Here is a 25470-nt window from a genome sequence, read left to right as displayed (position 1 = left end):
AAATGGGGTAACTTTGCTATGAAATGCAGGCATTAAATTGAGATATTTCTTCCATATCGGTTATAACGGCTTCCATTACCATGGCTGGCAAAGGCAATCGGAGTTTATGAGCATTCAGCAAGTGCTGGAAGAAAACCTCAGCAAAATATTAAAAGAGCCAACCACCATTTTAGGTTGTGGGCGAACAGACGCACAAGTGCACGCCAGCCAATATTTTTTTCATGCAGATATAAAAGAGAAATGGGATTTCGATTTACTGTTTCGCTTAAACAAAATGCTGCCTGCCGATATTGCCATTTTTGATATAATTGAGATGAGAGCTGGGAGTACGGAGGTCGGAGAAAACCTCCAACTCCAAACTCCCAACTCCAAACTCCACACTCCGAACTCCGCACTTCCACACGCGCAGTATGACGCCAAACAAAGAACCTACGATTACTTCATTCACACATATAAAGACCCTTTCCTCAGCAACGTTAGTTCATTTTATTTAGAAAAGAACTTGAACTTAGATAAAATGAAAGAAGCAGTTTCACTTCTCAAAAAACATACAGACTACCGCGCGCTCTGCAAATCTCCCGACCAATACAAGCACACGCATTGCACTATTTCTTCCGCAAAATTATTTTGTGATAGCAAAGGGGATAAACTTCGCTTTCAAATTTCTTCCGACCGGTTTTTGCACGGAATGATTCGGGCGATTGTAGCCAAACTTCTGAAAGTCGGAACGAATGAAATTTCTGTTGATGAGTTTGAAAACTATTTAATCAAAAAAGAATCACAATCCAATCTTGAATTCGCCTATCCGCAAGGGCTTTATCTTTCTAAAGTTGTTTATCCTTTCTTAGATATTCCTGCACGAACTGAATTTTCTGCCATCTTTCAAAATACTGCGGAGAAAGAGTGGCAGTTAGTTTAGCACGGTTTTGGTTTACCTTTGCAATGATGAAACGTTTTCCAAAAATAATCCTCTCTGCCTTCTTTCTTTTCGTTTCATATTTCCTTTCAGGACAGTCAGCAAGCACTTCTTTAGTTCAAAAGGATACGGCTGACAATATTATCATTTACGGAGACAGTTTTCTTTTCAGCATTCACGAGCCCATGGGCTGGAATGGCAATGTGGACAACGCAAAGAATTACAATGCGAATATTATCTTTTATAAAAATAAAGAAGACTTGAAAAAGGGCGGAACCATCATTCAAGTGCTCACCTACAAAAAAACGGACGAAGAAGTAAACAAGGATATGGAACTGGACATCAACACCATCAAAGAAAAAAATCACGACCTCAAACAGCAGAACATAGATGCAAGCAATAAAAGGTTTTCTTGTTTTGCAAAACTTGTTTACGTGGAAAATACTTTTTATCAATACATCGCTTACATAAATCCTGGCATTCAGTTTCACAATGCGTTTTCGGTTTCAATGAACATTCCCAAACGCATTGCCACCAAAGAAGAGTTCTCTGCTTTTCTGGATATAATTTCTACGCTCGTAGTATTTAAAAGATGAAGCCCATCCTACCTGCCCGTCCGGCAGGCGGAATCCTTCACCAAGGAAAGGACTTAATACACCATAACGAATTTTAGTATTTTCGCTGACCAAAAATTATGTATGAGCAATAGAACCTTCACCATGATAAAGCCCGATGCGTTTGCAAACGGGCATACGGGCGCCATTCTCGACAGAATCATCAAAGCAGGATTCAAACTTATTGCCATGAAACTTGTTCATCTCACTGCTGAAAAAGCCGGAGCGTTTTATGAAGTGCATAAGTCAAGACCATTTTATAATGAGTTGGTAAAATATATGAGTTCAGGACCCATTGTTGCCGCCATTCTTGAAAAAGATCCCGATGAAAAAACAGGGGCAGGCAATGCGGTGGAAGATTTCCGAAAACTCATAGGCAACACCGACCCGAAGAAAGCAGAAGCCGGAACTATCCGCGCCCTGTTCGCAAAATCAATTGACGCCAATGCCGTTCACGGTTCCGACAGCGATGAGAACGCAAAGATTGAAGCAGATTTTTTCTTTTCGATGATGGAAAGGGTTTAATCACCGAACTACGAACTAAAATTCACGAACTTACGAAGTACGAATAATACATTCTTTCGTAGTTCGTAGGTTCGTACAAATTCGTACTTCGATGGAATAGAGTTGAAAGATTTCTCTCCTTTTACTTGCTTTTCTCTTTCGTATTGCTTTCCTTTACACTCGCATTTCTTAAACCAATCTTTTATGAAGTCAAAATTTTACTCTTCCATTCTGCTTTTTTCTATTGGAATCAGCAGCGCTGCTTTTGCTTCGAGCAACTTTGTGGCGAATGATACCCGCTACGAAGTGCGCTACATTACCGATAACAAACGTGTGCCGGACGACAGCTACCAAACTCTTCTGCGGAAGAGTTCTGCCTGGAAATCATTCTATGACAACAATCCTTCATGGAGCGTTCTGTTCAACGAAGAAAATCAAAAGCCCGTCATGGCGTATGGTGAGCCGATTCCTGTTTCGGGCGCAACCGTGCAGGACAAAGCGTTGAACTTTATCAATACACAACTGCTCAGCTTTAAACTTCCGCTGGCTGACCTTTCATTAAAAAGTGTTACAACAAATGCCGAGAAGTTTGATTACGCAAATTTTTTTCAAACGTATCAAGGGCTGAAAGTGTTAGACAGCCGCGTGATGATTAAAATGACAAAGGCGGGAGAAGTTGTCTATTTCAAGACAGATGTGTTTTCCGGAATCAATATCAGCACCTCTGCTTCTATTACTGAAGATGCCGCCCTCAACTTCGCGAAAAATGGTTTTACAGAAACAATCACTAACTCTTATGCAGAACAAGGATTAAAAATCCTTCCTGTTCCTCAATATCGCAAATATGAATATCATTTAGTGTATGAAGTTTATGTTGAAACGTATGATGACATCAACAAAGTTCCCACTAAATATTATACGCTCGTAGATGCCAATGATGGAAAAATTCTTTACCGGAAAAATAAAGTTGACCATTTCGCTCCGAGTACGCAGGCAACAGTAACTGTGAACGGAACCATTTACCTGACCAATCCTTATGGAAACCCGATGACAGGAGTTGTTGGATTGCCTCACCTGAAAATTGTTTCGGGCGGAACTACTTATACTGATGCGATGGGCGTTGCAACCAATGTGAATACCGGAAACGCAACACTCACGCTGGAAGGATTGTACTCCAACACGATGACAGGAACCACTACTCCATCCATGACCTCAAACATCACAGGCAATCCTACTGTTTCATTCGATAGCAATTCAAATGACCGCGAACGCTCTGCATACTATCACGTCAACATCGTTCATGATTTCATGAAATCGCTTCCGCAATTAACAACCTTTACAACAGAAGATATCCCCATTAATACCTACGTGGATGTTTCCGGAAGCTGCAATGCGTTCTATAATGGCGCTGTGAATTTTTATGCTGCTGGCGGTGGCTGCAACGCAACTTCTATTATTAATGATGTGGTGTATCACGAATACGGTCACGGATTAAATTATGACATCTATAGTTTTTACAGTCAATCTTTTTCAAACGGAGCAATGGGTGAAGGTTATTCTGACGTTTGGGGAATGTCTATCACCAACAGCCCTATTATCGGTGAAGGATTTTACACAGCGAACCAAAGCGGAATCCGCAGATATGATCCGCCCAACAGGAAAGTGTATCCACAGGATATTGTGGGCGAAGTTCATGCCGATGGAGAAATTATTGCCGGTGCCTGGTGGGAAGTTAATCTGAATATGGGAAACAATCTTGCCTTCATGTCTGATTTATTTATAAAAACTTTTCCTGCCGGTCCGAATGGTCCCGATGGTGCTGAAGGACAGGTTTACATGGATGTGCTCATTGCCGCGCTTCAGGCAGATGACAATGACGGCAACATCTGCAACGGGACGCCAAACAGCGGAGCTATTCTTCCGGCATTTTCAGCACACGGCATTACATTGTACACCAACATAACCGTTACGCATACACCTGTTTTAACTGCAACCCCAAATACAACCATCAACATTACAGCAAATGCCACTGCATCAAGTAGCATATGCACCCTTTCCGGAGGAACTTTATTCTGGAGAACAAGCAATTCTCTGCCGTGGAATTCATCGCCCATGACTTACAGTTCTCCAACGCTGAGCGGAACAATTCCCGGGCAATCGGCAGGAACCATTGTTCAGTATTATTTTGAAGTAGGAGGAATTATTACTCCAACAGGAACTGATTTCAGTCCCGGAAACATTCCTTATTATATAATGGTCGGGTTCACACCCAACGCAAGTTTGTACAGCGATATGGGCGATGGGCAGGATTTCGGAACGTGGACTCCTGTTAGTTTAGGCAACAGCACCGGAACATGGATTATTGCCGCACCCGTTGCTTCAGGCAATGTTCAGCCCGGCACAGCACAGAGCGGAACAAATTGCGCTGTAACCGGCAATGCAGGTTCCGCAAGCGATCCTATCGGAACAGCCGACATTGACGGAGGCACTACACGAATTGAATCTCCTTCTTTCAGTTTGGCAAGTTTCACAAATCCGGCAATTACTTATTATCGTTCTTACTCAGATGTTGGCGGTTCAAATCCGGGCAACGATCCATGGGTGGCAGAAATTTCGAACGACAACGGAACTACCTGGACAAAAATGGAAGACACCTATTATTCAGATGTGAACTGGAGAAGATTTGCTTTCAAGGTGCTTGACTATACCACTTTCACCGCTCAAATGAAAGTGCGCTTCACCGCTTCAGACAGCACCATTGCATCTCTTCCGAGCAACGGACAAAGTGTATCAGAAGCCGCGCTGGATGAATTTCAGGTGTGGGACGGACCCTTGTCAACAACCGGGATAAATCAGTCATCAGTTATCGGTAATCAGTTTACAGTTTATCCGAACCCATCTAACGGAATGTTTAATGTGCAATGTTTAATGGCTAATGGATCAACCATTGAAATCTACAACGTGCTTGGAGAAAAAGTATTTACATCAACCATTAGCCCCGTAGGAAACAATTCCAACGGGGTAAACCATGAACCATTAACCATTAACCTTGATGCACCCTCTGGCATCTATCAACTGAATATAAAAACTGATGAGGGAACTGTTACGAAGAAGGTTTCTGTGGTAAAATAAATTTAGTAATCTACTATGAAGAAAGGGAGGCGAGTTGCTTTCCTTTTCTTTTCTCAGGTTCAGATGTTCAAACGAAATATTTTGAAACTATATTAATAGTTTTTTCTTGCTGTATAACTTCCTTAACTTTATTCTTGGCATAGCGGTGCGTGTGTATTTCAAAAGCATCACCGTAAAAAAAACTTCTGACATTCCTGGTGAAGGTCCGATGATTATTGTTGCCAATCATCCGAGCACTTTTCTTGACCCGATTGTGATTGGATTGCAGATGAAACAAAAACTTTGTTTTCTCGCCAAGGCAGAAGTTTTTAAATCAGGATTCGCGAAATGGCTGCTGCCAAAGTTCAATATGATACCTGTTTACCGCAAGCAGGATGATGCGAATTTAATGCACAAGAACGAAGAAACGTTTGACAAATGCTACGAACACTTGGCTAAGAAAGGAACTATCATGATTTTCCCGGAGGGGGTGAGTCTGACTCAGCGTAAACTGGAAAAAATAAAAACAGGAGCCGCACGCATTGCGCTTGGCGCAGAAGCAGCAAACCACTACCTACTCGGAGTTAAAATTCTCACAGTAGGTTTGAATTATTCCAATCCACATAGATTTCAAAGTCATCTTTTCATTAGCATGGATACGCCCATTAATGTTTCAGATTTCGCGGAGAAATACAAACAGGATTTATTCAAAGCCACACATGAACTCACCGATTTGATTCGCCAGCGGTTGGAGCAACATATCATTTCCATTGACGATGCCAATACCGATAAACTGGTAAAGAGAATTGAAACTATTTATAAAGCAAAACTCCTTCAGGAAATAGCTGACCTCGACTTAAAATCCCGCCCGGAAAAAGAAAAAGATTTTGAAATGACAAAACGGATTATTGATGTCGTGAATTATTTCAAAGAAAAACAGCCACTACGTGTGCAGCGCATATCTGCAATGGCGGATGATTATTTTATATCGCTCGACCGCTTGCATCTGAAAGATCATTTGCTGAACAATTTCTCCAAATCGGGTTCAGTATTTTTTCGTACTCTGTTCACATTGGTGTATCTCATTCTTGGGTTTCCGTTCTGGTTATTTGGAGTCATCAATAATTATCTGCCCTACAAGATTCCGTATTACATCACAATTGCTTTTACAAAAAAAAAGGACTGGCACGGAGCCATGTTTGTCGCTTCTGGAGTTTTTACGTTCATTATTTTTTATTCGCTTCAACTTTATTTTGTTCAACACTTTTTTCATAACGCATGGATCACTCTCTCCTACTTCGCCTTCCTCCCGATAAGCGGATTCTTCGCATATAAGTATTACAGAAACTTCAGCAACCTCAGGGGCAAATGGTTAGTGTTTAATCTTTTCATGAAGCGAGCCACGCTTATTTCGCAGCTCATCACCATGCGGCAGAATATTGTGAATGAATTTGAAAAGGGGAAACAAGAATTTAACGCGCTTTAATTCCAAACTTGTCAATCTTGTTTTTTACCGCCTCCGATTTTGGAGAAAAGATTCTCTGCTCCGTCAATTAATTTCTTGAGCGCATCAAAGTAAAGCGTAATCACAAGCGTAAGTGTCATGGACCAGATGACCAACATGTTCACCCAATAGGTGTCAAAGAATTTTCCGAAGAGTGATTTTCTTGGAGCATAAAAATGAGCGCGTAAAAATTTATTTGAAGGAGGGTCGAGAAAAACAGGGTCGGCACGCTGAATGAGTTCTCCATCTGCCTCAATGATCTTATTTAAATCATTTTTATTGAGAACAAAATCATTTAAACTTTCGTTCGTGTATTCATTTTGCATTTGAATGAACTCTTTGCGACCTTGTTCGGTAGAGTTTTTCTTCGCAAGAATATCTTCTCTCGCCTTATCTGTTTTGTTGTACACTTTATTAAGATAACCTTGAAGCTGATCCAAATAAGCATTGGTTTGCCCCGCCACTTCTTCATTGAATTTTCCGTATTCTAATTTATCAATGACTGAGCATTTAATATTTTTATCGCGTTTGGTCTCTTTTGAAATTTCATTTTTAATAAATTCTAAATCGCTTACAACCTGATCCTTTAATTTGGGGTCGTTCAAATTAGTAAGGGAGACATCTACTTTAGACCTGATTTTTGATACCCAATAATTTTTAACAAAATCTACTACTGATTTTTTCTTGTCATAATAATAGAACTGCTTTTCAAATTTATTTTCTTTAAATTGATTTACGGCAAGCGCTTCAAATGCCCAGCGCGAGGTCATCATTTCGCCAGCAAAGGGAACATTTTTCTGAGTGGTGAGAATCGGATTCAATTTGTCAAATTTAACTATGACTCCGCTAAGAAGCAGCTGAGGGATAAGAAGAATCGGAATGATAATATAAACCGTGATGGCTGAATTGAATGCGGATGAAATATTCAAACCAAGAACGTTGGCGCAACAGGCAGTAGTGAACAAAACAAACCAATAGTCGAAATACATTCCTTTTATGTTGAGAATAGAATTCCCGACAGCAATAAACATAATCATCTGTATAGCTGAAAGTGTAAATAATATCGTCAGTTTTGAAAAAAGGTAGCTTCCTTTGCTGAGATTCAGAAATTTTTCCCGTTTCAGAATTTTCCTGTCCTTAATGATTTCTTCTGCGCTCACCATCATGCCAATAAAGAGAGCTACCACCACTGACATAAAAAGGTAAGAAATAAGATTTTCATTCTCACGGAAAATATATCCTGTCTTGTTAGAAATATCCGTATTGTAAAACCTTACCATGAAAGCAAGAATAAAACCGAGCAGTGGCGCTTCCAGAAAATTGATAGACATGTATTGCCTGTTGGCGAGTTTTGAAAGAACATCGCGCGTTACAAAAACCTTGAACTGCTTTAGCTTATTGGGAATGCTCAGCGTGCTTGGAACCGATTCATTAACTTCTGTCGGCTTGACCAGTTCTTTTTCTATCTGCTCAACATAATGCACATTCCATTCAGGCGGTGAAATTTTACGGTTGCGCGTGAGGTTTCCGTATTCATCCAATACTTTTGATTCAATGATATTAAAAATCTGTTCGGGATTTACGTTGCCGCACTCTACACATTCGCTTTCATCGCTCTTCACATGATTGATGAGGCGCTTGAAATAAATGATGGCGTCAACCGGGTTTCCATAATAAATCGGGTAGCCGCCCACATCAAGAATAATCATCTTGTCAAACATTTTATAAATGTCTGACGATGGCTGGTGAATCACCACGAACAAAAGTTTTCCTTTGCGCGCAAGTTCTTTCATCAGGTCCATGATGTTTTCCGAATCGCGCGATGAAAGGCCGGAAGTGGGCTCATCCACAAAAAGAACGGATGGCTCGCGAATCAATTCAAGAGCAATGTTCAAACGCTTGCGCTGTCCGCCAGAAATTGTTTTTTCCAGAGGCGAACCTACTTTCAGATTCCGCGCTTCAAACAATCCCAGATCCTGCAGAACGGAATTTACTCGCTCGGTAATTTCGTAATCGGTGAGATTATCAAAACAAAGTTTGGCATTATAAAACAAATTCTGAAAAACTGAAAGTTCTTCAATCAGCAAATCATCCTGCGGAATCATTCCTATGATTCCTTCTGCTTTGTCTCTTTCCGTGTGAATATTTATTCCATTGATGAGGACATGCCCTTTGCTGGGAATTTCGTTTCCGTTCAGTACATTGAGGAGCGTTGATTTTCCGGCACCGCTTCCACCCATGATGCCGATAAGTTTCCCTGACTCTTCATAAATATTTACGTTACGCAACCCAATTTTTCCTGTAGGGAATTTATATTCTTCAATTTCGGCAACGAAAGAAGTTTTTGCTTTTGACGTGTCGGCAAGGAATCGCCCGATGATATCGCTGTAATAAATCGGGTGAACGCGGGGGCTGCGAATGGAGGATCCTTCTGTAAGGATGTATAATTTATCCTGACCGATAACCTGTCCGTTCAGGTAAAGCGCATCCGTTCCGAAATGTTTCATGATGTACATGCTCACGCTCTGAATCTGCAAAACGCGGATTTGCCCTGTGAGATGAACGGACTGAATATGCTTTACTTTAAAATTCGGCTTAGCGTCTTTGTTATCAACTACCAGCAGATACGTTGAATCAGGAACAGCATCCGCCTGACTGCGAACAAACTCAATCATTCGCTTGAACTCGTCATCGCTGATGTTAAACGTTTCAGCAACGGTTTGCACAAATTCCAATTCCTGCTGTGAAATATCATTGCTGGAATAAATAAATTCCAGAAGGCGCACAAACACAACCACTTTTTGTTTTTGTTCCAGTTCGGTGTTTATCTGAGAACATATTTTCAACACCTTTACCGAGCCGAGCGAAGTTCTTTTTGCCGCACCTTCCTTGCGCTGAGAAACTTTATGGTAATCTTCGAGAAACTGGTCAAAAAGTTTCAGGTATTGTTCCACCATTTCCTGGTTCAGCTGCTGTTTCAGAAATGACTGTACAATTAATCTTCCTGAATTGGAAACGCCATCCACTTTCGCAATGATGGCGAACATCTGCATCAGGGCTTTTAATATACGTTCACTCATAAATTTTGTCCGTTGTTAGTTGATAGTCGTCAGTTGTATTTAAAACAACGGGCAACTGATCACTGACTACTAACTAATTATTGTTTAAAGCCGATTAATACTACCGCACATCCTGACTGGGCGCCTCCGAGAGTCGCTTCAAGAATTACATCCAGTGTTGAAGTCACTTTAAAATCCCAGTAAGAAGCATTTCTATATTCCTTATTTGTAAAAAGAAGATTGCGCTCTTCATCAAACACTGAAAAAATAAGATTGCCATCTTTCAAGCCAGTGCAGGCAGCGATGCGATACGTTCCTCCGCCATAAAATGTGGTATGAAATTCCGCATTCTGATCAGAAAGCAGAAGCGCGCGGTATTGTTGTCCGTCAGAAATGTAGGGCGACATGATATGCTTCGCACAAATGGAAGCGATGGTATCGCACTGCGCGTGTAAACCCATCCCCGACCCTTCCCAAAGGGAAGGGAGAATAATTAATGTGAAAGCTAAGCTGAGAACTATTTTTTTCATCTTCATGGTTGTATTATGTCTTTGTTTCTTTTCCTTCCTTCTTCCCTATGGGAAGAGATGGAGAGGGGCTTCATTTATGCTGTGATTAATCCGCGGATGGCGGCAACCTTTTCAGTAATGGTTTCTATACTCTGAGGAGTGATTATAATATCTGATTTGCTGGTGATGGTGGTTGTTTTAGTTACTTCATCTGTAACAGGGCGCTCGTATTTATACACGTATTGAACTTTGTCATATTCAGATTTGAGGTCGTTGAGTTTTTGCAAAAGTTCAGCGTATTCCTCATTGCCCTGATAGGCAGAGAGAAGCGCAATTAAATTGTTTAATGTATTTTTCTGTTCTGCAATTCTGCGCTTCACATCATCGTTGCCTTTTGTTTTCTGAACATTAAGAGCAAACTGAAGTGTTTCAATCCATCCGCCAGCGATGATGAGAGCGGCTTCTTCGTTGCGCTCGTTATCCTTCAGAAAATCATTGCTAGCCCGGTAAGCAGCGGAAACCAGCACCAGCATGGAATCTTTCTGACCAAGATTTTTTTGAAAACGCTGAATAAGATTTTTATCAAATGCAGTTGACAATCCGAGGTCAGTGGCAATTTTATTCGTCACGTTAAAATATCCGAGCGCATCCTGCGTCTGGTCATAAAGAGTGGTGTAGCCAAGGTCAGCTCCATAGATTCCCAGATTCAGACACTTCTGAAATTTTGTGGAATATGAATTTGACTTGTCGGTTTGATTAAGCATTGATTTGTCATACTGGGCACCGCTTTTCTGAATAAGCATAGCTGTTTGAATAGGGGAAGGAATGATGAACATCTTTCCGCTAACGCCCAGCGCCACATTGTTCGAATCAATCATGTTCTGAACCTGCTTATCTACTTTTTCAGCATCTTCATTTCCTCCGCATGCAGAAAAGAAAATGGCAGCAGGAATGACAAGACAGATACCACTTTTCAAAAAACTAAAGAGGGTGGTTTGTTTCATTTTCATTGAGTATTTATTGAAATGATTTTAGTACGATGAATAGTTGCCAAAAGTAACATTTTTTTACAATTTCAACATACAAGAAAAATTAATAATGGTGGATAACTTTCCGGGCGAGTATCCGCTATGAAAACTAGAACTTAATTAATCTTGTCAAACCTATTTTTCTTCTCCACTGCTTCTTTCACTTCCAACATTTTTCCCCGATGCTCTTTTCCGTTCAATGCTTCTATGGCTTTGAGCGCATCGGCTTTCTTTTCAAATTCTACAAACCCAAATCCTTTGGATGACCAGTCGGCACGGTCATAAATAATTTTGGTGGAAAGGATTTCTCCGTGAACGGCAAAGATGCTTTCCAGTTCAAGTTCATTTACCTCAGGATGAATGTTTTTTACAAATAGTTTCATTTTAAAATTTCTGGTAACGGAGTAACGAATTATTTTACGAATATAACGAATGAATACCAGCCATGATTCGTAAAATTCGTTATCAGATTTGTTATTTCGTTACCAGTGAATTTTCACCATTTAGAAATTTTATATCCTTTAATGCTGTAATATAAAATGAAAAGATAACAGGGAATCATTATCAGATAGGCATACTGATGTCCGATGGAAGAAATGTCGGCAAGTTTTCCGTAGAGAAGAGGAAGTGTTGCGCCTCCGGCAATCGCCATGATGAGCAATGCAGAACCTGTCTTGGTGAATTTTCCCAAGCCGTGAATGGCAAGAGGCCAGATAGCAGGCCACATCAACGCGTTTGCAAGTCCGAGCAATGCAATGCAGAGAACAGAAGTGTATCCCCGAGTGGTTACTGCTATAATGGTAAATATAATGCCAATTATTGCAGAAATAGAAAGAGCAAATGCCTGTGAAATTAGTTTAGGTATTGTAAGAATTCCAACAATATATCCTATCACCATTGCAATTAAAGTATAAGCAGTAAAATTTTTTGTTTCGGATAATAAAATTCCCTGTGATTGACCGTAATTGCCGATGGTATCACCTGCCATTACTTCAACACCAACATAAAGAAAAAGCGCTATAACGCCAAGAACTAAATTCGGAAACTGGAAAATACCAAGCCCACCCCGACCATCCCGAAGGGAGGGAGATCGACCACGCAACCCTCCCCCATCGGGGGAGTTGGAGGGGGCAGCATCTTCTATTTCAGGAAGCGGAGAAAAATAAATCATCAATCCAAGGAGTATCAGAACAGCCGCCATTAAAGAATAAGGAAGAACCACACGTAAAGCAAGTTCATCCAGCTTAATGATTTTTTGCGCTTCATCCAATTGCTGTAATTCTTTTACCAACGCATCGGCATCTGACAAAACAATGGCACCAAGAATAATTGGCGCCAGCACGCCAGCCGCTTTATTGCAAATACCCATCACGCTGATTCTTGCCGCTGCGCTTTCAATCGGACCTACTATGGTTATATAAGGATTAGAGGCAGTTTGAAGAATGGACAAACCTGTTCCGATTACAAAAAGTCCGAGAAGAAATAATTCGTAAGTACGCGAATGAGCGGCAGGAATAAAAAGTAAAGCACCGCCAGCCATCACGAATAATCCGAGCATCATTCCTTTTTTGAAACCAGTTTTTTGCAGCACCCATGAAGAAGGAAGCGCCATTACGAAATAGGAAATGTAAAATGCAAACGCTACTAAAAGAGATTGAAACGTGTTTAACTCACAGGCGATTTTCAAATACTGAATGAGGGTTCCGTTGAGCCAGGTAACAAAACCGAAAATAAAAAACAATGCTCCCAGTATGAAAATCGGAACAAGGTTGGATTTTTTTTGCATTTCGGTTTAGGCTAAAGCCCGTTATTAATTTTGCTTCTAATAGCCACGACCTTAAGGTCGTGGAAATAAAATTCCAAAAATCAAAAAGGGCTTCAGCCCTGACATATCAGTTATGTTTTTCTATAAATGTAATTCCAAATTTTTCCAGTTCCGCCAGAACAGGATTGTAAATTTCTTTTACAGTAGGAATCCACACACCAGTAAGATTTATTTTTCCGTTCAGAATAAGTTTGGTAGAAATTGCGAGTGGAAGCCCAACTGTTTTTGACATGGCAGTATTAATCTGGTCATCACCTATCACAACCATCGATGAAGTTAGTTTCTGAATTTTGCCTTTGGCTGTTCTCTTGAGACTTGAGACTTGAGACTTGAGACTTGGTTCTTTGTATTCAAAAAGATGCTGCATCACCACCATGTCTTTATCGTGTTCTTTCAAACTCCATTTCTTCATTAATAAGTCAAGAAGAATTTCTGCGGGAGATGAATTTTGTAAACCTATTTTCTGATTCTTAAATAGGCCAAGCCAATCCAGCTTTTTCATTACAGGGGAGTTATCTTTTTCGCGGAGAAACTTTGCCAGTTTCTTTTTTACAGAGCCCTCTCCCTTTCTCCCTCTCCCTCGGGGTGAGGGATGGGGTGAGGGCAAAAAGGAATCAATCAGTTCAGCGTAAGAAATAGTTGAAGAGTTAGAGACTTTGCAGTTATCATCCGTAAGCCCGAGTTGAATGAAGGCATTCCACGCTTTGCAGAAGCCGGGCATACGCAAAGTGCCGCGAAGCATATTTTTTACATCGTGTAATCCGTACAATTCCATATAAGAAAGAGAATCGCGGTTGGCGTATGCTTCAAACTTTCCCCAACCGTCCACAGAAATTGTTTCAACATTCGAAAACAATCTTGTGTAAGGAACATATTTTGTTTTTCCATCCTCTAGAAACTGAGCAGTTGCTCCGGTGGAATCACCAGACTGCCCTGCCATCACCACAGCACGCGGGTTCCAGGTGAATTTATATCCCCATGGATTATCGTTTGATTCGGGAGCTACTAATCCACCGCAATAGGATTTGAAAGTTATCATCGTTCCGCCTTTGGCTTTCACTTCATCAATCACCTTCATGGCGGAAAGATGGTCTATGCCCGGGTCCAATCCAATCTCATTCAGAAAAATTACGCCCGCTTTTTTTGCATCCGCATCCAATTCTTTCATCTGCTTGGAAACATAGCTTGCAGTGACCAGATGTTTTTTCTGCTTCAAACATTCTTTCGCCACAGGCAGATGCATGGTGGCGGGAAGCATGGAAATAACCAAGTCAACCTTACTGATTTCTGCAGCTCGTTGCTCTTCATTATTAATATCCAAAGCAATGGCATGCGCATTTGAATGATGATTTGTTTTCTGCTCAGCGAGTTCAAGAGAAATATCAGCAACGGTGATCTTCCAGTTCTCTTTTTGAGAATTATCAAGCAGGTACTTTATTAATGTAGAGGCAGAACGCCCGGCACCTATGAGAAGAATATTTTTCATCGTTGAAAGGATATAAGGGACATAGGGGATATACAGGAAATACAGGCAATAGGGTTAAATTCAAGTTTCATTTATCTGTAAATTTAGATTTCTCATTCTTAACATATTTCATATAACCGTTCAATGTAACTTTGCCCCCTCAATTAACTTTATTCCCTCATTATATAAATCCTCAGAAATAAATTTTAAGTCAATGCATGTAATTAAATCATCCTTCAATTCAAACATCGATCCTCTTGCAATTCTGCAAAACTGCAACAACTCCTGGTAATGAAATCTTTCGTATCCTTCTGCAATATTTTCTGTTATACTAACGCAGGATTTCCTCATTTGAAAAGCCAAGTTGAATTCTTCGGCTTTTGGCATTAAAGGAATTATTTTAGCATAAAAAAATAATTTAATACTACGTGCTTTCTGCCAGCATATTAATGAAGTAAAATCTTTTGCTTCATTATAACCAACATGCGGCTCTTCCACATAGGAGCTATTAATTTCTGGTTCCGTATATTTTTTTGTTTTGTTCATGTTGTTCCCTTATTCCCTGTATTTCCTTATTCCCTTTTTTTTCCTTCCACTTCACAAGGCGAAGTTAAAATATTTACATTCGCGGAAGATTTTGGCATAACATTTGTAAACGCATCCATCCAAACCATAAAAACCAATCCAATGAAAAAACAAAACAAAACAAATTTGCAAATGTGCAGATGTGAAAATGTGAAAATGAAACCACACATCCTCGCGTTCGGAGTTGCGCTGTTTATCTGCATATCAGCTAATTTGCTAATCAGCACATCGGGCTTTGCCCAGAACAACCTCGTCATTTTCAGCGAACAGGGCGAACAGTTTTATGTGGTGCTGAACGGCATTAAACAAAATGCCAAACCCGAAACCAATGTGAAAGTAACCGGTCTTATGCAGCCGATGGTTTCAACAAAAATCATTTTCGCAGATGGCAAAACTCCTGACCTTGACCAGAAAGTTTATTTAATGTCGGGCGGCAATGAAGTGCAGGGATATGAATTTGTGTATGCGCTCAAAATGAAAAAAGGCACCACGGCAAAAGGTTCAGACAGCGCCATGACAGAAGGCGGTTTGATTGGCGTTGCCGGCAATCTGAAAAAAGTTGACAAGGGATACAAACTCGCTTACCGAAGCGAAGCGGTTATCGCGCAAGCGCCACCCACACAAGGGCAAACGGTGATTGTTTATTCCACCGTTCCTCCGCCTGTAAACCAATCCACCACCACTTCAGTGACCACCACCACCACCGGCACTGCGCCAACAGGCGATCATGTGAATGTGGGAATGAACGCGCCCGGTGTGAACTTCAATATGAATGTGAATGTGAATGACGGTTCTTCCAACTCTTCTTCCACATCCACCATGACCTCTACCACTACTTCGTCAACCACCACCAGCGGAAGCGGAGGCACTGTGTATGTATTGCCCGGCTACAGCGGACCCAACAACTGCCCCTGGCCCATGAGCCCCCCAGATTTTGAAAGCGCCAAGGCGAGCATCAAAGCAAAATCATTTGAAGACAGCAAACTCACCATGGCGAAACAAATACTCGGAAGCAACTGCCTGCTTTCGTCACAAGTGAAAGAAATAATGCTGGTGTTCAGCTTTGAAGATACCCGCCTTGACCTTGCCAAACTGGCTTGGGGAAAAACCTTTGACCCGGGCAATTATTACAAACTCAATGATGCCTTCACCTTTGAATCAAGCATTGATGATTTGAACAGGTATATTGAAGGGCGGAAGTAAATTTTGGGCATCTCTAAAATCTATTTTGAATGAAGAACATTTGAACATTTGAATAGCGAACATTCGAAGTTCACCCCGTTGGATAATTACATGGTTCAATGGGGAATCAAAAATTAAAACAATATCCTACGGGGTGAATGCATTTTACTTCTGATTTCGTAATTCAAATGTTCAATTATTCTATTGTTCACCCTGTTGGATAAGTATCCAACGGGGTGAACCCTTAATCTGAATAATGTCTAATGGCAGAAAACAATTTTTTCAAACTTGATTTAACAAATAAATGGGCAAACGATTTTTGCAATGATCATGATGCTACGCGCGAACTGTACCGCACAGGTTATGAACTGCTGAAAAACTCCCCGATGGCTGATGAAAATGAAAACAAACTTTCATTTGAAGAAAATATAAAATACTTTGCAAAAATATCAACCCATTCGGTAAAGTTTAACGAAGCATATATTGATCTGTTAATTTCTTATTCCGCTTTTCAGGCGCAAGCTGAAAAAGATGAAAACACGCTAAAGGAATTTAAAAAACTACCTGAAAAATTTTCAGATGTAAGCGATACATTATGCACACTGAATGATGCTTTCACAAAATATTTTGAGAGTTTAAAAGACATCATTTGAGTCACAAGCACCAAGTACCAAGTACCAAGAAACAGCCGATGTTGTATTTCTTGGGACTTTGGACTTGGAATTTGGAATTTGGAACTTTCTTCGGCTGTTCCCTATGAAAGCACTGCCGTGTGCGGCTGCGTCCAGGGTCCGCTCTTATCGGGATGAATGGGGTCATACCAGCGGAAATAGCCATAAAATCTTTTTCCCACATTGGTAATGCCCCAGGTGCATGATGAAAAGAGATTTGCTGCTCTGATTGAAAAAATTTTGAAGAAACTTGTTTTTGATTTCACTATACGATTTAAACTCCTTTATCTGCGCCATTTGAGGCGAATATAAAACATAGAATTCACAAAAGCATTGTCCATTTTGGACATTAGATTTCTTTCATAATTCATTTTATGCCACAAAAACACAAAGACACAAAATTTCACAAAAGAATTTTTAGTGTTTCTTTCGTGTTTTAGTGATTTAGTGGCAGATGTTTTTTCCTTACTCTAAAAACCGGAAGGATGGAATGGTGGAAGAATGAAAGAATGAGAAACAGCCCGATCTTCCAACCTTCCATTCTTCCATTTTGTCTTGCAACCAGTTAAAGGATGGAATGGTGGAAGAATGGATGTTTTCCCAACCTTCCAATCTTCTCCTGAAGGGACTCCTTCGGAGCTTTCTTCCAATCTTCCTGTATTTAGAGATTCTCTGTAATAAATTCTCACCTCACAAACTCTACCTTGTAAGTGCTGACATTATTTTTTCCGTCAGTAACAGTGAGAACGAAGGTGTGTGCCACCCCTTCCCCCGTCCCGACTTGTCGGGAGGAAGGAGCCTCTCCCCCTTTGGGGGAGATAAGAGTGGGGGTCTGAAATTCATAAAACAACAACGCCTTCTTCGGTTCGTATTCCATCAGCACCCATTTGCCGTCAATGGTGGCGCGATATGATTTAATTCCTGTGAGGTTATCTGAAATGATAATGGAAATTGTTTTTGCCTTTGCCATGTTCTTGCCATTATAAATATTGTATGGCTTGATGGTGGGAGCAACCGTATCAAGCGCAACCGTAAAACGCCCGAAGTAGCGGGTTTGGGTGGTGAGCCACAATGCCCCCACTAACTCCCCCGAAGGGGGAGAACTTGGGCGTGCAGTTCCCTTCCCTTCGGGAAGGGTTAGGGATGGGCTGCCCTTCTGATCCGTCATATTATTCTTCCCATCCAGCAAAACAATGGTAGCTTTTGACTGAAGGTTTTTAGAAAGATATTTTGTTTTTATAGAAAGAGAATAGTTGACTTGCAAGGGCACCACTTCTTTGTGAATGGTGTGAACCGGAGAAAAAGTTCCGGGCAGCGTATCCTTGCTCATGGAATAATCAAAATCAATATCTGAATACAATGCACAGGGAGAAATTTCGATTTTTATGTTTTCGGTTTCGTATTTGTTAAGGTCAGAGCATTTCATTTTAGTTGGGAGTTGGGAGTTGGGAGTTGGGAGTGTTTTAATTTTCTTCTCCGAACTCCGAACTTTGAACTCCAAACTTGAAGTGTTCCCGAAAAAATCTTTTACCACAAACTTCACCGGATGAGAAAGCGAGTCATCAAACCGAAACAACCCTTCATTCACCATGCACTGATAAATAGAAAGCATATTGTTCTCTTCACGAAAACATTTCTGAATTTCCTTATTGCTCTTTGCTTCTTCGGCATAATCAATGAGGGAATTTACATAGCGGGATTCGTCAAAAGAAATTTCGTTCAGCTCGTGATAATAAATCCGATGTCCGTCAATGTATAAATCAACTGAGTATGCTCCCAGTTTTCCCGCTTCTTTAATGTTGGCATAATCATACGTTTCAATTCCAAAGCCGATATCACCGCTCACAGTTATTTTTTCAGCCGAAGAAAGTTTGTATTTGCCCTTACTTCCATAAACCCCGTAGGACTTTTGACCTTGTCCAACGGGGTAAACTTTTATTTTCTTCGGAACATTTTTTCCATTCACCGAACTTGAATCATTCGCAGGATAAACCCCGTAGGACGGATGTTCAACGGGGTAAATGGCAAGCGTCATTAGTTTTGGGGGAACGGTATCATGTATCCTGAATCCAAAAAGAAACGGGTTATACGCGTTCTCTGTTACCGCATCGCGGATTTCAAAATGCAGATGCGGAGATTGCGAGCCACCTGTGTTTCCTGAAATGGCAACCGTGTCGCATTGTTTCACTCTCAGTAAATTTGAATCAGGAAAAAGTTCCACCTCATATTGCTCCAACCGGTACTGTTCCAGTTCCAGGTACTTGGCAATCTTTCCGTACAATCGCTGAAGATGTCCGTAAACAGTAACATATCCATTCGGATGCGTGATGTAAATACACTTGCCATATCCCCATGGAGAAATTTTTATGCGCGACACATACCCATCGGCTGCGGCATAAATGAAAGCGCCTTCTCTCCCACCCGTTTTAATATCTATGCCTGCATGAAAATGATTGGGACGTATCTCCCCGAAGTTTCCGGCAATGCTCAGCGAAGAATCGGTGGGCTCAACAAAATATCCCTGCGGAAATTTTTTGGGTGATGATTTGGTTTGAGCTGCATCCTGCCGAATGATTGCGCTTCCTAAGTTAAATGGAAAGAGAAGTAGAACCAATCCGCCAACTGGCGGAAGAAATACAAAAAATCTATAGCACCCTTTACCCCGTTGGATAATTCTAATCCTACGGGGTTTAGGGCGGTGGGAAAATATTTTTTTCATCCTGCTCAAAAAAACAGGAAATAACCTTGCCAAATCAGCAATGAATACTATTTTTGTGAACAAATATTTATTGATAAGATGAGCGATTTAAAATCAGTTGCCTCGTCACTTGAAAGCAAAATCGAAAAATTAGTAGATTTGCATCATCGGACGAAGAAGGAATTATCCGCTCTTCAAACCCAACACAACAACTTAACTCAAACTGCATCACAACAAAAACAAACCATAAAAGAACTTGAGGATAAATCTAAAGTTCTCAAACTATCAAAATCACTATCAACCACCAACGAAAACACAACTGAACTAAAACTAAAAATAAACGAACTGATACGGGAAGTAGACAAGTGCATGGCTCTTTTGAATAAGTAAACACGCAGAAAGCAAGTAAATGAAAGACCAACTATCCATAAAAGTTTCTATTGCGGGCAGAATTTATCCTGTGACTATTGAACGAAGTGAAGAAGAAAACGTAAGAAAAGCGGTTAAGGTCATCAACGAAAAAGTAACTGATTACGAAAAAAACTTCAACATCAAAGACCGACAGGATTTGCTCGCAATGAGTTCGCTTCATTTCGCTTCACAGGCCACAGAAATCAATCACAATACCAGCAAAGAAGAAAAAGGAATACTGGAGCGATTAGAGAAAATAGAAAAAGCTGTTTCTGCTGAGTTAAAAGATTAATTGCACCTTGCCCCTCCCCCTAACGGGAGGAAAATTGTTTCCCATATCAGTTCATAGATTGAACTAAATGGGAATTTTTATTTATATAAACACAAACCAACACGCCCTGAAAGTCCTTTCCTTCGGGAAGGATTCCCGCCTGCCGGACGGGCAGGTAGGATGGGCTTCTAATAATTATATTCTATGAACTTAGATACAACCTCCATCATATTCATAGTCATTGCAGCCATAGCAGGACTTGGAATCGGAATTCTGATTGCCTCATCCCTGCTCCGCAAGTCGCTTGCAGGAAAAGGACAAATAAAAATTAAAGAGGCAGAGATTGAAGCGGAGAAGATAAAGAACGAAAAACTTCTTCAGGCGAAAGAAAAATTCCTGCAGATGAAATCAGACCACGAGCATGTCATCAATGAAAAAAACAGGAACATGCTTGCTTCTGAGCAACGAACAAAGCAAAAAGAACAGCAGGCATCGCAAAAGCTCGAGCAGGTTCAGCGCAAAGAACGCGAATTGGATACGCTGAAAAACAACCTGACCGGTCAATTGGAAATTATCGAGAAGAAAAAATCAGAACTGGATAAGGGCTTGCAAAAACAGATTGCCATGCTGGAAGCAGTTGCCGGAATTTCGGGTGAAGATGCCAAAGCACAACTCATTGAATCGCTCAAAGACAAAGCGAAAACGGAAGCAATGGCGTTCATCAACCAGTCAATGGAAGAAGCCAAGCTAACTGCAAGCAAGGAAGCAAAGAAAATTGTGATACAAACCATTCAGCGGATTCCTACCGAACATGCGGTGGAAAATTCAGTTACCGTATTCCATATTGAAGGCGATGACACCAAAGGAAGAATCATCGGACGAGAAGGAAGAAACATACGCACACTTGAATCTTTGACTGGTGTTGAAATCATTGTAGACGATACGCCTGATGCTATCATTCTTTCCTGCTTTGATCCTGTGAGAAGAGAAATCGCACGTCTTGCGTTGCACCAGCTCGTTGGTGACGGACGCATTCATCCGGCACGCATTGAAGAGATAGTTGAGAAGGTGAAAAGACAAATAGAAGATGAAATTGCCGAAACAGGAAAGCGAACTACAATTGATTTAGGAATCCACGGTCTTCCCGCAGAACTTATTCGCCTCATAGGTAGAATGAAATACCGTTCGTCATACGGACAAAATTTATTGCAGCACTCCCGCGAAGTGGCCAATCTTTGCTCCGTAATGGCTGCTGAGTTTGGATTGAATCCGAAAGTTGCCAAGCGAGCCGGATTGCTTCACGATATCGGCAAAGTATTTGAACAGGAACTGGAATTACCTCACGCCATTGCAGGAATGAAACTCGCTGAAAAACTAAAAGAGAATCCTGAGATATGCAATGCTATCGGAGCTCACCATGATGAAGTTGAAATGACCTCGCTCTACTCCCCTATCGTTCAGATATGCGATGCGATTTCAGGAGCACGCCCCGGTGCAAGGCGCGAAGTGCACCAGCAATATATTCAACGCTTGAAAGACCTGGAAAATCTGGCGATGGCAAATAACGGAGTTGAAAAAGCATATGCCATTCAGGCAGGTCGCGAACTCAGAGTAATCGTTGCAGCGGAAAAAATTTCTGATAAAGCTGCAGAAGAACTTTCATTCAACATTGCCAATAAAATCCAAACCGAAATGACGTATCCCGGACAAGTGAAAGTGACTGTCATCAGGGAAACAAGAGCGGTTAATATTGCGAAGTAATATCAAACAATCATGGAAGACATTAATTCAGAAATTGATTTATGGGAGCTGATAGGTAATGGGTTTAATCTGTTAAAAAAAAGAAAGACAGTAATACTTTCGTTCTTCTTGCTGGGAATACTTTTTGGTTTCAGCAATTTATTAATGCATCCTTTAGACTTCAAAGCCTTCTTTAGGAAAGAATTTATTGCTCAGTCTTCTGTCATTTCAAACGAAATTCTTTGCGATATAATAAATAACATTCCATTAAACCCGAAAGAAAAAAGCACCAACACAAACGGAGTTTTATTTCCGAATTCAAGAAATATTCAAGGAAAATTAGCAGCGAACAACAATAAAGAAACGCGTCTTAGAGTCACCATAGAAGTTTTTAGCTCTGCTGACATTGACAGTGTGCTGAATCTGTTAACTGTTTACATTAATTCGATTGAGGCCCTAAATGAAAAATTTAAGTTTCAGCAACAACAACAGCGGCAATTGCTTTCCGTATTAAAAAAACAAATTGCTTTATCGGATACTGCCGGCAAGAATGCAAATTCTCTGAACTCTGTTGAAGTATTTGAGAAAAAACAAAACTTAGAAAAAGAATTATTGCTGAATAAGATTGTAAATTTTATACCAATAAATCCCGACTGCATTTTCATCAGCAATAGGAGGGCGGGCGTTTTGAATGTTTTGGGTTACAGCTTTCTTGGAATTGTTATCGGATTTATTATTGCATTTGCTATGAATTTAGTACAACGAAAATAATACTAAATAGTTTCAGAAGATTCTGCTTTCATGTTAAAAACGCTCTCATTAAAGTCTGAGTTTACTAAAAACACTTTCGTATTAATTATCGGCACTGTCGTTGCGCAAAGCATTCCCATACTATTACAGCCGTTTCTGAGAAGGATCTATTCTCCTGAAGATTTCGGAGCTATGGCTGTATACCTGACTATTTTCGGAATGATCACCATTGCCTCTTCGCTCAGATATGAAGCGGCCATTGTGTTGCCTAAAAATAATATTGCCGCGGCGAATATTCTTTCGCTTGCCTGCCTAATAACTATTTCATTCTCCATTATTCTGTTTGCTGCATTGTTTTTCTTTAAGAATGAGATAGTGCAATTAATTAATTTCCCTAATAAATATTCCAATTATTTGTATTTCCTGCCCTTTGCCTGCTCTGCTTTCAGCATTTTTCAAAACATGAATTATTGGCTGATTCGGCAGAAAGCTTTCAAGGCTTCAGCAACTAATAAAATAGTAAGAAGAGGAATTGAAGGAGCTGTTCAGACTGCTTCAGGAATTTTAAAAATTCCCGGAGGATTATTTTTTGGAGACTTAGCCGGAAACATCGCAAATGTTTTTTCAGGCATCCGTCAGTTATTTAAAAATGATTTCGCATTAAAATTTATATCGTTGAAAAAAATCAAATGTGTTTTGAAAAGATACAGTGACTTTCCAAAGTTTAATGTACTGCCGACACTGCTCAGCAGCGCAGCAACAGTTCTGCCTTTTTTATTTATAAATAAACTCTATTCTACCGAAACTGTGGGTTACCTTGATCTGTCGAGGCTTGTTTTATCTATTCCGCTCATATTTATTTCTTCTTCCATCTCCCATGTCTTTTTCCAGCAGACAACTGAAAAAAAAAACAGTTCCTTAAGCATTAAAAAAGACATCATGAATATTTTGTACATGCTTTTAGCAGTAATTTTTGTTGAAGCCCTGCTCATCCTTCTGTTTGGTCCTGCATTATTCGGGTTTGTATTTGGCAGAAAATACGAAGTATCGGGTTTCTTTTCCCAGATACTAGTCTTCAGTTTTGCTCTGAATTTTATCGGCTCTGCCTTTTCTTCAATTTTTATAACATTTGAAAAAATCCGCCTGAACAGCATCTGGCAGATACTCTATTTTTTAGCAATATGCTCCTTGCTTTTTTTTAAGGGGCTTGGCATTTATGGTTTCCTGAAAATTTACGTACTTATTGAAATAGGCATGCTTTCGGTTTACTGCATAATAATTTATTTCATAGTAAGCAATTATGAAAACAAAATAAAGAAACACATTCACCTGTAGATGTCTTCATTTAAAATAATAGTTAAAAAAGAATTTCTCCTGCTGAAAACGCTGTTGACAATTATTTACATTGCCATGGAAATGTATTATTCTTATTTCATTTCTGAACAGTATGATTATATGGGATTTATTCCCGATCTGAATTTATTGAAGTATGCCATTACAAAAGTTGTTTTTCTTCTATTGCTCATAGGGTCATTTAACTTGTATAATCAAAGCAAATTTTTGTATTCAATTTATCTTTTGCTGATTTTCTTTTTTTACATTCCTAATGCAATTTTATTCTCATTCAGCAATTTTCCCACGGGACCCTTTGTCTCAAATGCCTTCTTTGTTTCTTTTTTCCTGATTACGCCTTACATAAAATTTCCTATTCCTGACCTATCCATTCCGGTCAAATACAAGGGATTGACGCTAATCAGCATTGCTTTACTTTTACTTATACCTATTCTGCTCACCTTTAAATTGAATATTAATTTAAGAACACTGCTTCTTTCTGAAATATATGAAACGCGGGAAACTTTTTCTAAAAATCTGCATGGAATTCTCGCCTACTTCTATAACCTTGAAGCAAAAACAATCATTCCTGTTTCGTTGGTGTTTTTCATGATTAGCAGAAGATATTTTTTTATTGGACTGCTTCTCTTGCTGCTGCTGTATCTTTTTGTGATTTCAGGAAACAAGCTGGTCTATTTCACCTCCATCATTGTTGTTTTTTTCTTTTACATCGGAAGAAGTCATGTTTCAAAACTGAGTAATTTTTTTCTGATTGTACTGATTTTTTTCGCACTGGTTCCCATTATTGATAATTTTATTTTTAAAATAAATTTACTTGGAGGAACTTTTATAAACAGATTCCTTTTCATTCCCGCACTGACTACACAGTTCTATTTTGATTTTTTTGACGGCAACCCTTTTTACTTTGCCGAGAGCCATTTCTTTAATCACTTTGTGCACAGCCCGTATGACATGCCAATAGGATTTCTAATCACAAAAGTTTATTGGGGTGATTCCACCGCTTTTGCAAATAACGGAATAGTGTCAGACGGGTTCATGAACCTTGGGTATATTGGAGTTATTCTATTCTCTGCAATATTTATTTTTCTTTTTAGCTTATTTAATTCATTCAGACTTCACAAAGGTTATTATGGAATATTTTTCTGTTACATTTATATCATCTTGAGTGCACCCCTGCTGACTTGTTTGATCACTGGCGGAATTTTTCTATTTATATTACTTTCTATTCTCATTTTAAATAACAGAAAATCAATTTCAATATCAACTTAAATAAA

General features: G+C 39.9%; 22 protein-coding genes. 13 read left to right on the top strand and 9 right to left on the bottom strand.

From position 1 onward, the window contains the following. Positions 1 to 37 precede the first annotated feature (37 nt). The 5 genes from HY841_12220 (at position 38) to HY841_12200 (ending at position 6631) form a co-directional block, all read left to right on the top strand. On the top strand, positions 38 to 919 hold the full coding sequence (locus tag HY841_12220; GenBank protein ID MBI4931525.1) for a tRNA pseudouridine synthase A: 882 nt from the start codon (positions 38 to 40) through the stop codon (positions 917 to 919). A gap of 23 nt (positions 920 to 942) precedes the next feature. Then, on the top strand, positions 943 to 1512 hold the full coding sequence (locus tag HY841_12215; protein ID MBI4931524.1) for a hypothetical protein: 570 nt from the start codon (positions 943 to 945) through the stop codon (positions 1510 to 1512). A 102-nt stretch (positions 1513 to 1614) separates the two neighbouring features. After that, positions 1615 to 2055 (top strand): nucleoside-diphosphate kinase, encoded by a 441-nt coding sequence (gene ndk / locus HY841_12210; protein ID MBI4931523.1) that lies wholly within the window; start codon positions 1615 to 1617, stop codon positions 2053 to 2055. A gap of 183 nt (positions 2056 to 2238) precedes the next feature. Then, positions 2239 to 5166 carry a T9SS type A sorting domain-containing protein gene (locus tag HY841_12205; protein MBI4931522.1) on the top strand — a complete coding sequence of 976 codons (2928 nt, stop codon included), beginning with the start codon at positions 2239 to 2241 and terminating at the stop codon, positions 5164 to 5166. 106 nt (positions 5167 to 5272) lie between these two features. Then, complete coding sequence (locus HY841_12200) at positions 5273 to 6631, top strand: 1-acyl-sn-glycerol-3-phosphate acyltransferase (protein MBI4931521.1); 1359 nt, start codon at positions 5273 to 5275, stop codon at positions 6629 to 6631. An 11-nt stretch (positions 6632 to 6642) separates the two neighbouring features. Here HY841_12200 and HY841_12195 read toward each other — a convergent pair whose 3' ends face one another. The 7 genes from HY841_12195 to HY841_12165 all read right to left on the bottom strand — a co-directional run bounded on the left by HY841_12195 (position 6643) and on the right by HY841_12165 (position 15081). Beyond that, on the bottom strand, positions 6643 to 9729 hold the full coding sequence (locus tag HY841_12195) for an ATP-binding cassette domain-containing protein (GenBank protein MBI4931520.1): 3087 nt from the start codon (positions 9727 to 9729) through the stop codon (positions 6643 to 6645). 77 nt (positions 9730 to 9806) lie between these two features. Next, positions 9807 to 10238, bottom strand: coding sequence for a hypothetical protein (locus HY841_12190; protein MBI4931519.1), 432 nt, complete (start codon positions 10236 to 10238; stop codon positions 9807 to 9809). A 74-nt stretch (positions 10239 to 10312) separates the two neighbouring features. Continuing rightward, positions 10313 to 11221, bottom strand: coding sequence for a hypothetical protein (locus tag HY841_12185; protein MBI4931518.1), 909 nt, complete (start codon positions 11219 to 11221; stop codon positions 10313 to 10315). Between the two features lie 140 nt (positions 11222 to 11361). Continuing rightward, complete coding sequence (locus tag HY841_12180) at positions 11362 to 11628, bottom strand: RNA-binding protein (GenBank protein ID MBI4931517.1); 267 nt, start codon at positions 11626 to 11628, stop codon at positions 11362 to 11364. Positions 11629 to 11741: 113 nt separating this feature from the next. Beyond that, complete coding sequence (locus tag HY841_12175) at positions 11742 to 13031, bottom strand: sugar MFS transporter (GenBank protein ID MBI4931516.1); 1290 nt, start codon at positions 13029 to 13031, stop codon at positions 11742 to 11744. A gap of 106 nt (positions 13032 to 13137) precedes the next feature. Further along, positions 13138 to 14556, bottom strand: coding sequence for a saccharopine dehydrogenase NADP-binding domain-containing protein (locus tag HY841_12170; GenBank protein ID MBI4931515.1), 1419 nt, complete (start codon positions 14554 to 14556; stop codon positions 13138 to 13140). Positions 14557 to 14676: 120 nt separating this feature from the next. Continuing rightward, entirely contained in the window at positions 14677 to 15081 is a 405-nt protein-coding gene (locus HY841_12165; GenBank protein MBI4931514.1) for a four helix bundle protein, read from the bottom strand. Between the two features lie 195 nt (positions 15082 to 15276). Here HY841_12165 and HY841_12160 point away from each other — a divergent pair, with 195 nt between their 5' ends. Then, positions 15277 to 16323: a DUF4476 domain-containing protein gene (locus HY841_12160; GenBank protein MBI4931513.1), complete on the top strand. Its 1047-nt coding sequence runs from the start codon at positions 15277 to 15279 to the stop codon at positions 16321 to 16323. Positions 16324 to 16565: 242 nt separating this feature from the next. Beyond that, entirely contained in the window at positions 16566 to 16955 is a 390-nt protein-coding gene (locus HY841_12155) for a hypothetical protein (GenBank protein MBI4931512.1), read from the top strand. 101 nt (positions 16956 to 17056) lie between these two features. Here the strand turns inward: HY841_12155 and HY841_12150 are convergent, their stop codons facing one another. After that, the gene (locus tag HY841_12150) at positions 17057 to 17239 is read right to left on the bottom strand and encodes a hypothetical protein (protein MBI4931511.1); all 183 of its coding nucleotides are present in this window, start codon (positions 17237 to 17239) and stop codon (positions 17057 to 17059) included. A gap of 419 nt (positions 17240 to 17658) precedes the next feature. Further along, entirely contained in the window at positions 17659 to 19587 is a 1929-nt protein-coding gene (locus tag HY841_12145) for a M23 family metallopeptidase (GenBank protein ID MBI4931510.1), read from the bottom strand. A 183-nt stretch (positions 19588 to 19770) separates the two neighbouring features. On the opposite strand from HY841_12145, the gene HY841_12140 reads away from it, so the two are divergent. The 6 genes from HY841_12140 to HY841_12115 all read left to right on the top strand — a co-directional run bounded on the left by HY841_12140 (position 19771) and on the right by HY841_12115 (position 25465). Continuing rightward, complete coding sequence (locus HY841_12140; GenBank protein MBI4931509.1) at positions 19771 to 20061, top strand: hypothetical protein; 291 nt, start codon at positions 19771 to 19773, stop codon at positions 20059 to 20061. A gap of 19 nt (positions 20062 to 20080) precedes the next feature. Then, positions 20081 to 20374 carry a cell division protein ZapA gene (locus HY841_12135; GenBank protein MBI4931508.1) on the top strand — a complete coding sequence of 98 codons (294 nt, stop codon included), beginning with the start codon at positions 20081 to 20083 and terminating at the stop codon, positions 20372 to 20374. A gap of 204 nt (positions 20375 to 20578) precedes the next feature. Next, entirely contained in the window at positions 20579 to 22114 is a 1536-nt protein-coding gene (rny, locus tag HY841_12130) for a ribonuclease Y (GenBank protein MBI4931507.1), read from the top strand. 12 nt (positions 22115 to 22126) lie between these two features. After that, positions 22127 to 22864 (top strand): hypothetical protein, encoded by a 738-nt coding sequence (locus HY841_12125; GenBank protein ID MBI4931506.1) that lies wholly within the window; start codon positions 22127 to 22129, stop codon positions 22862 to 22864. Positions 22865 to 22894: 30 nt separating this feature from the next. Next, positions 22895 to 24178 carry a lipopolysaccharide biosynthesis protein gene (locus tag HY841_12120; protein MBI4931505.1) on the top strand — a complete coding sequence of 428 codons (1284 nt, stop codon included), beginning with the start codon at positions 22895 to 22897 and terminating at the stop codon, positions 24176 to 24178. After that, entirely contained in the window at positions 24179 to 25465 is a 1287-nt protein-coding gene (locus HY841_12115; protein MBI4931504.1) for an oligosaccharide repeat unit polymerase, read from the top strand. Positions 25466 to 25470 lie beyond the last annotated feature (5 nt).

It is taken from the genome of Bacteroidota bacterium (assembly GCA_016213405.1).
Taxonomy (GTDB): Bacteria; Bacteroidota; Bacteroidia; order Palsa-948; family Palsa-948; genus Palsa-948.
This window is presented reverse-complemented; position numbering and strand designations above follow the sequence as displayed.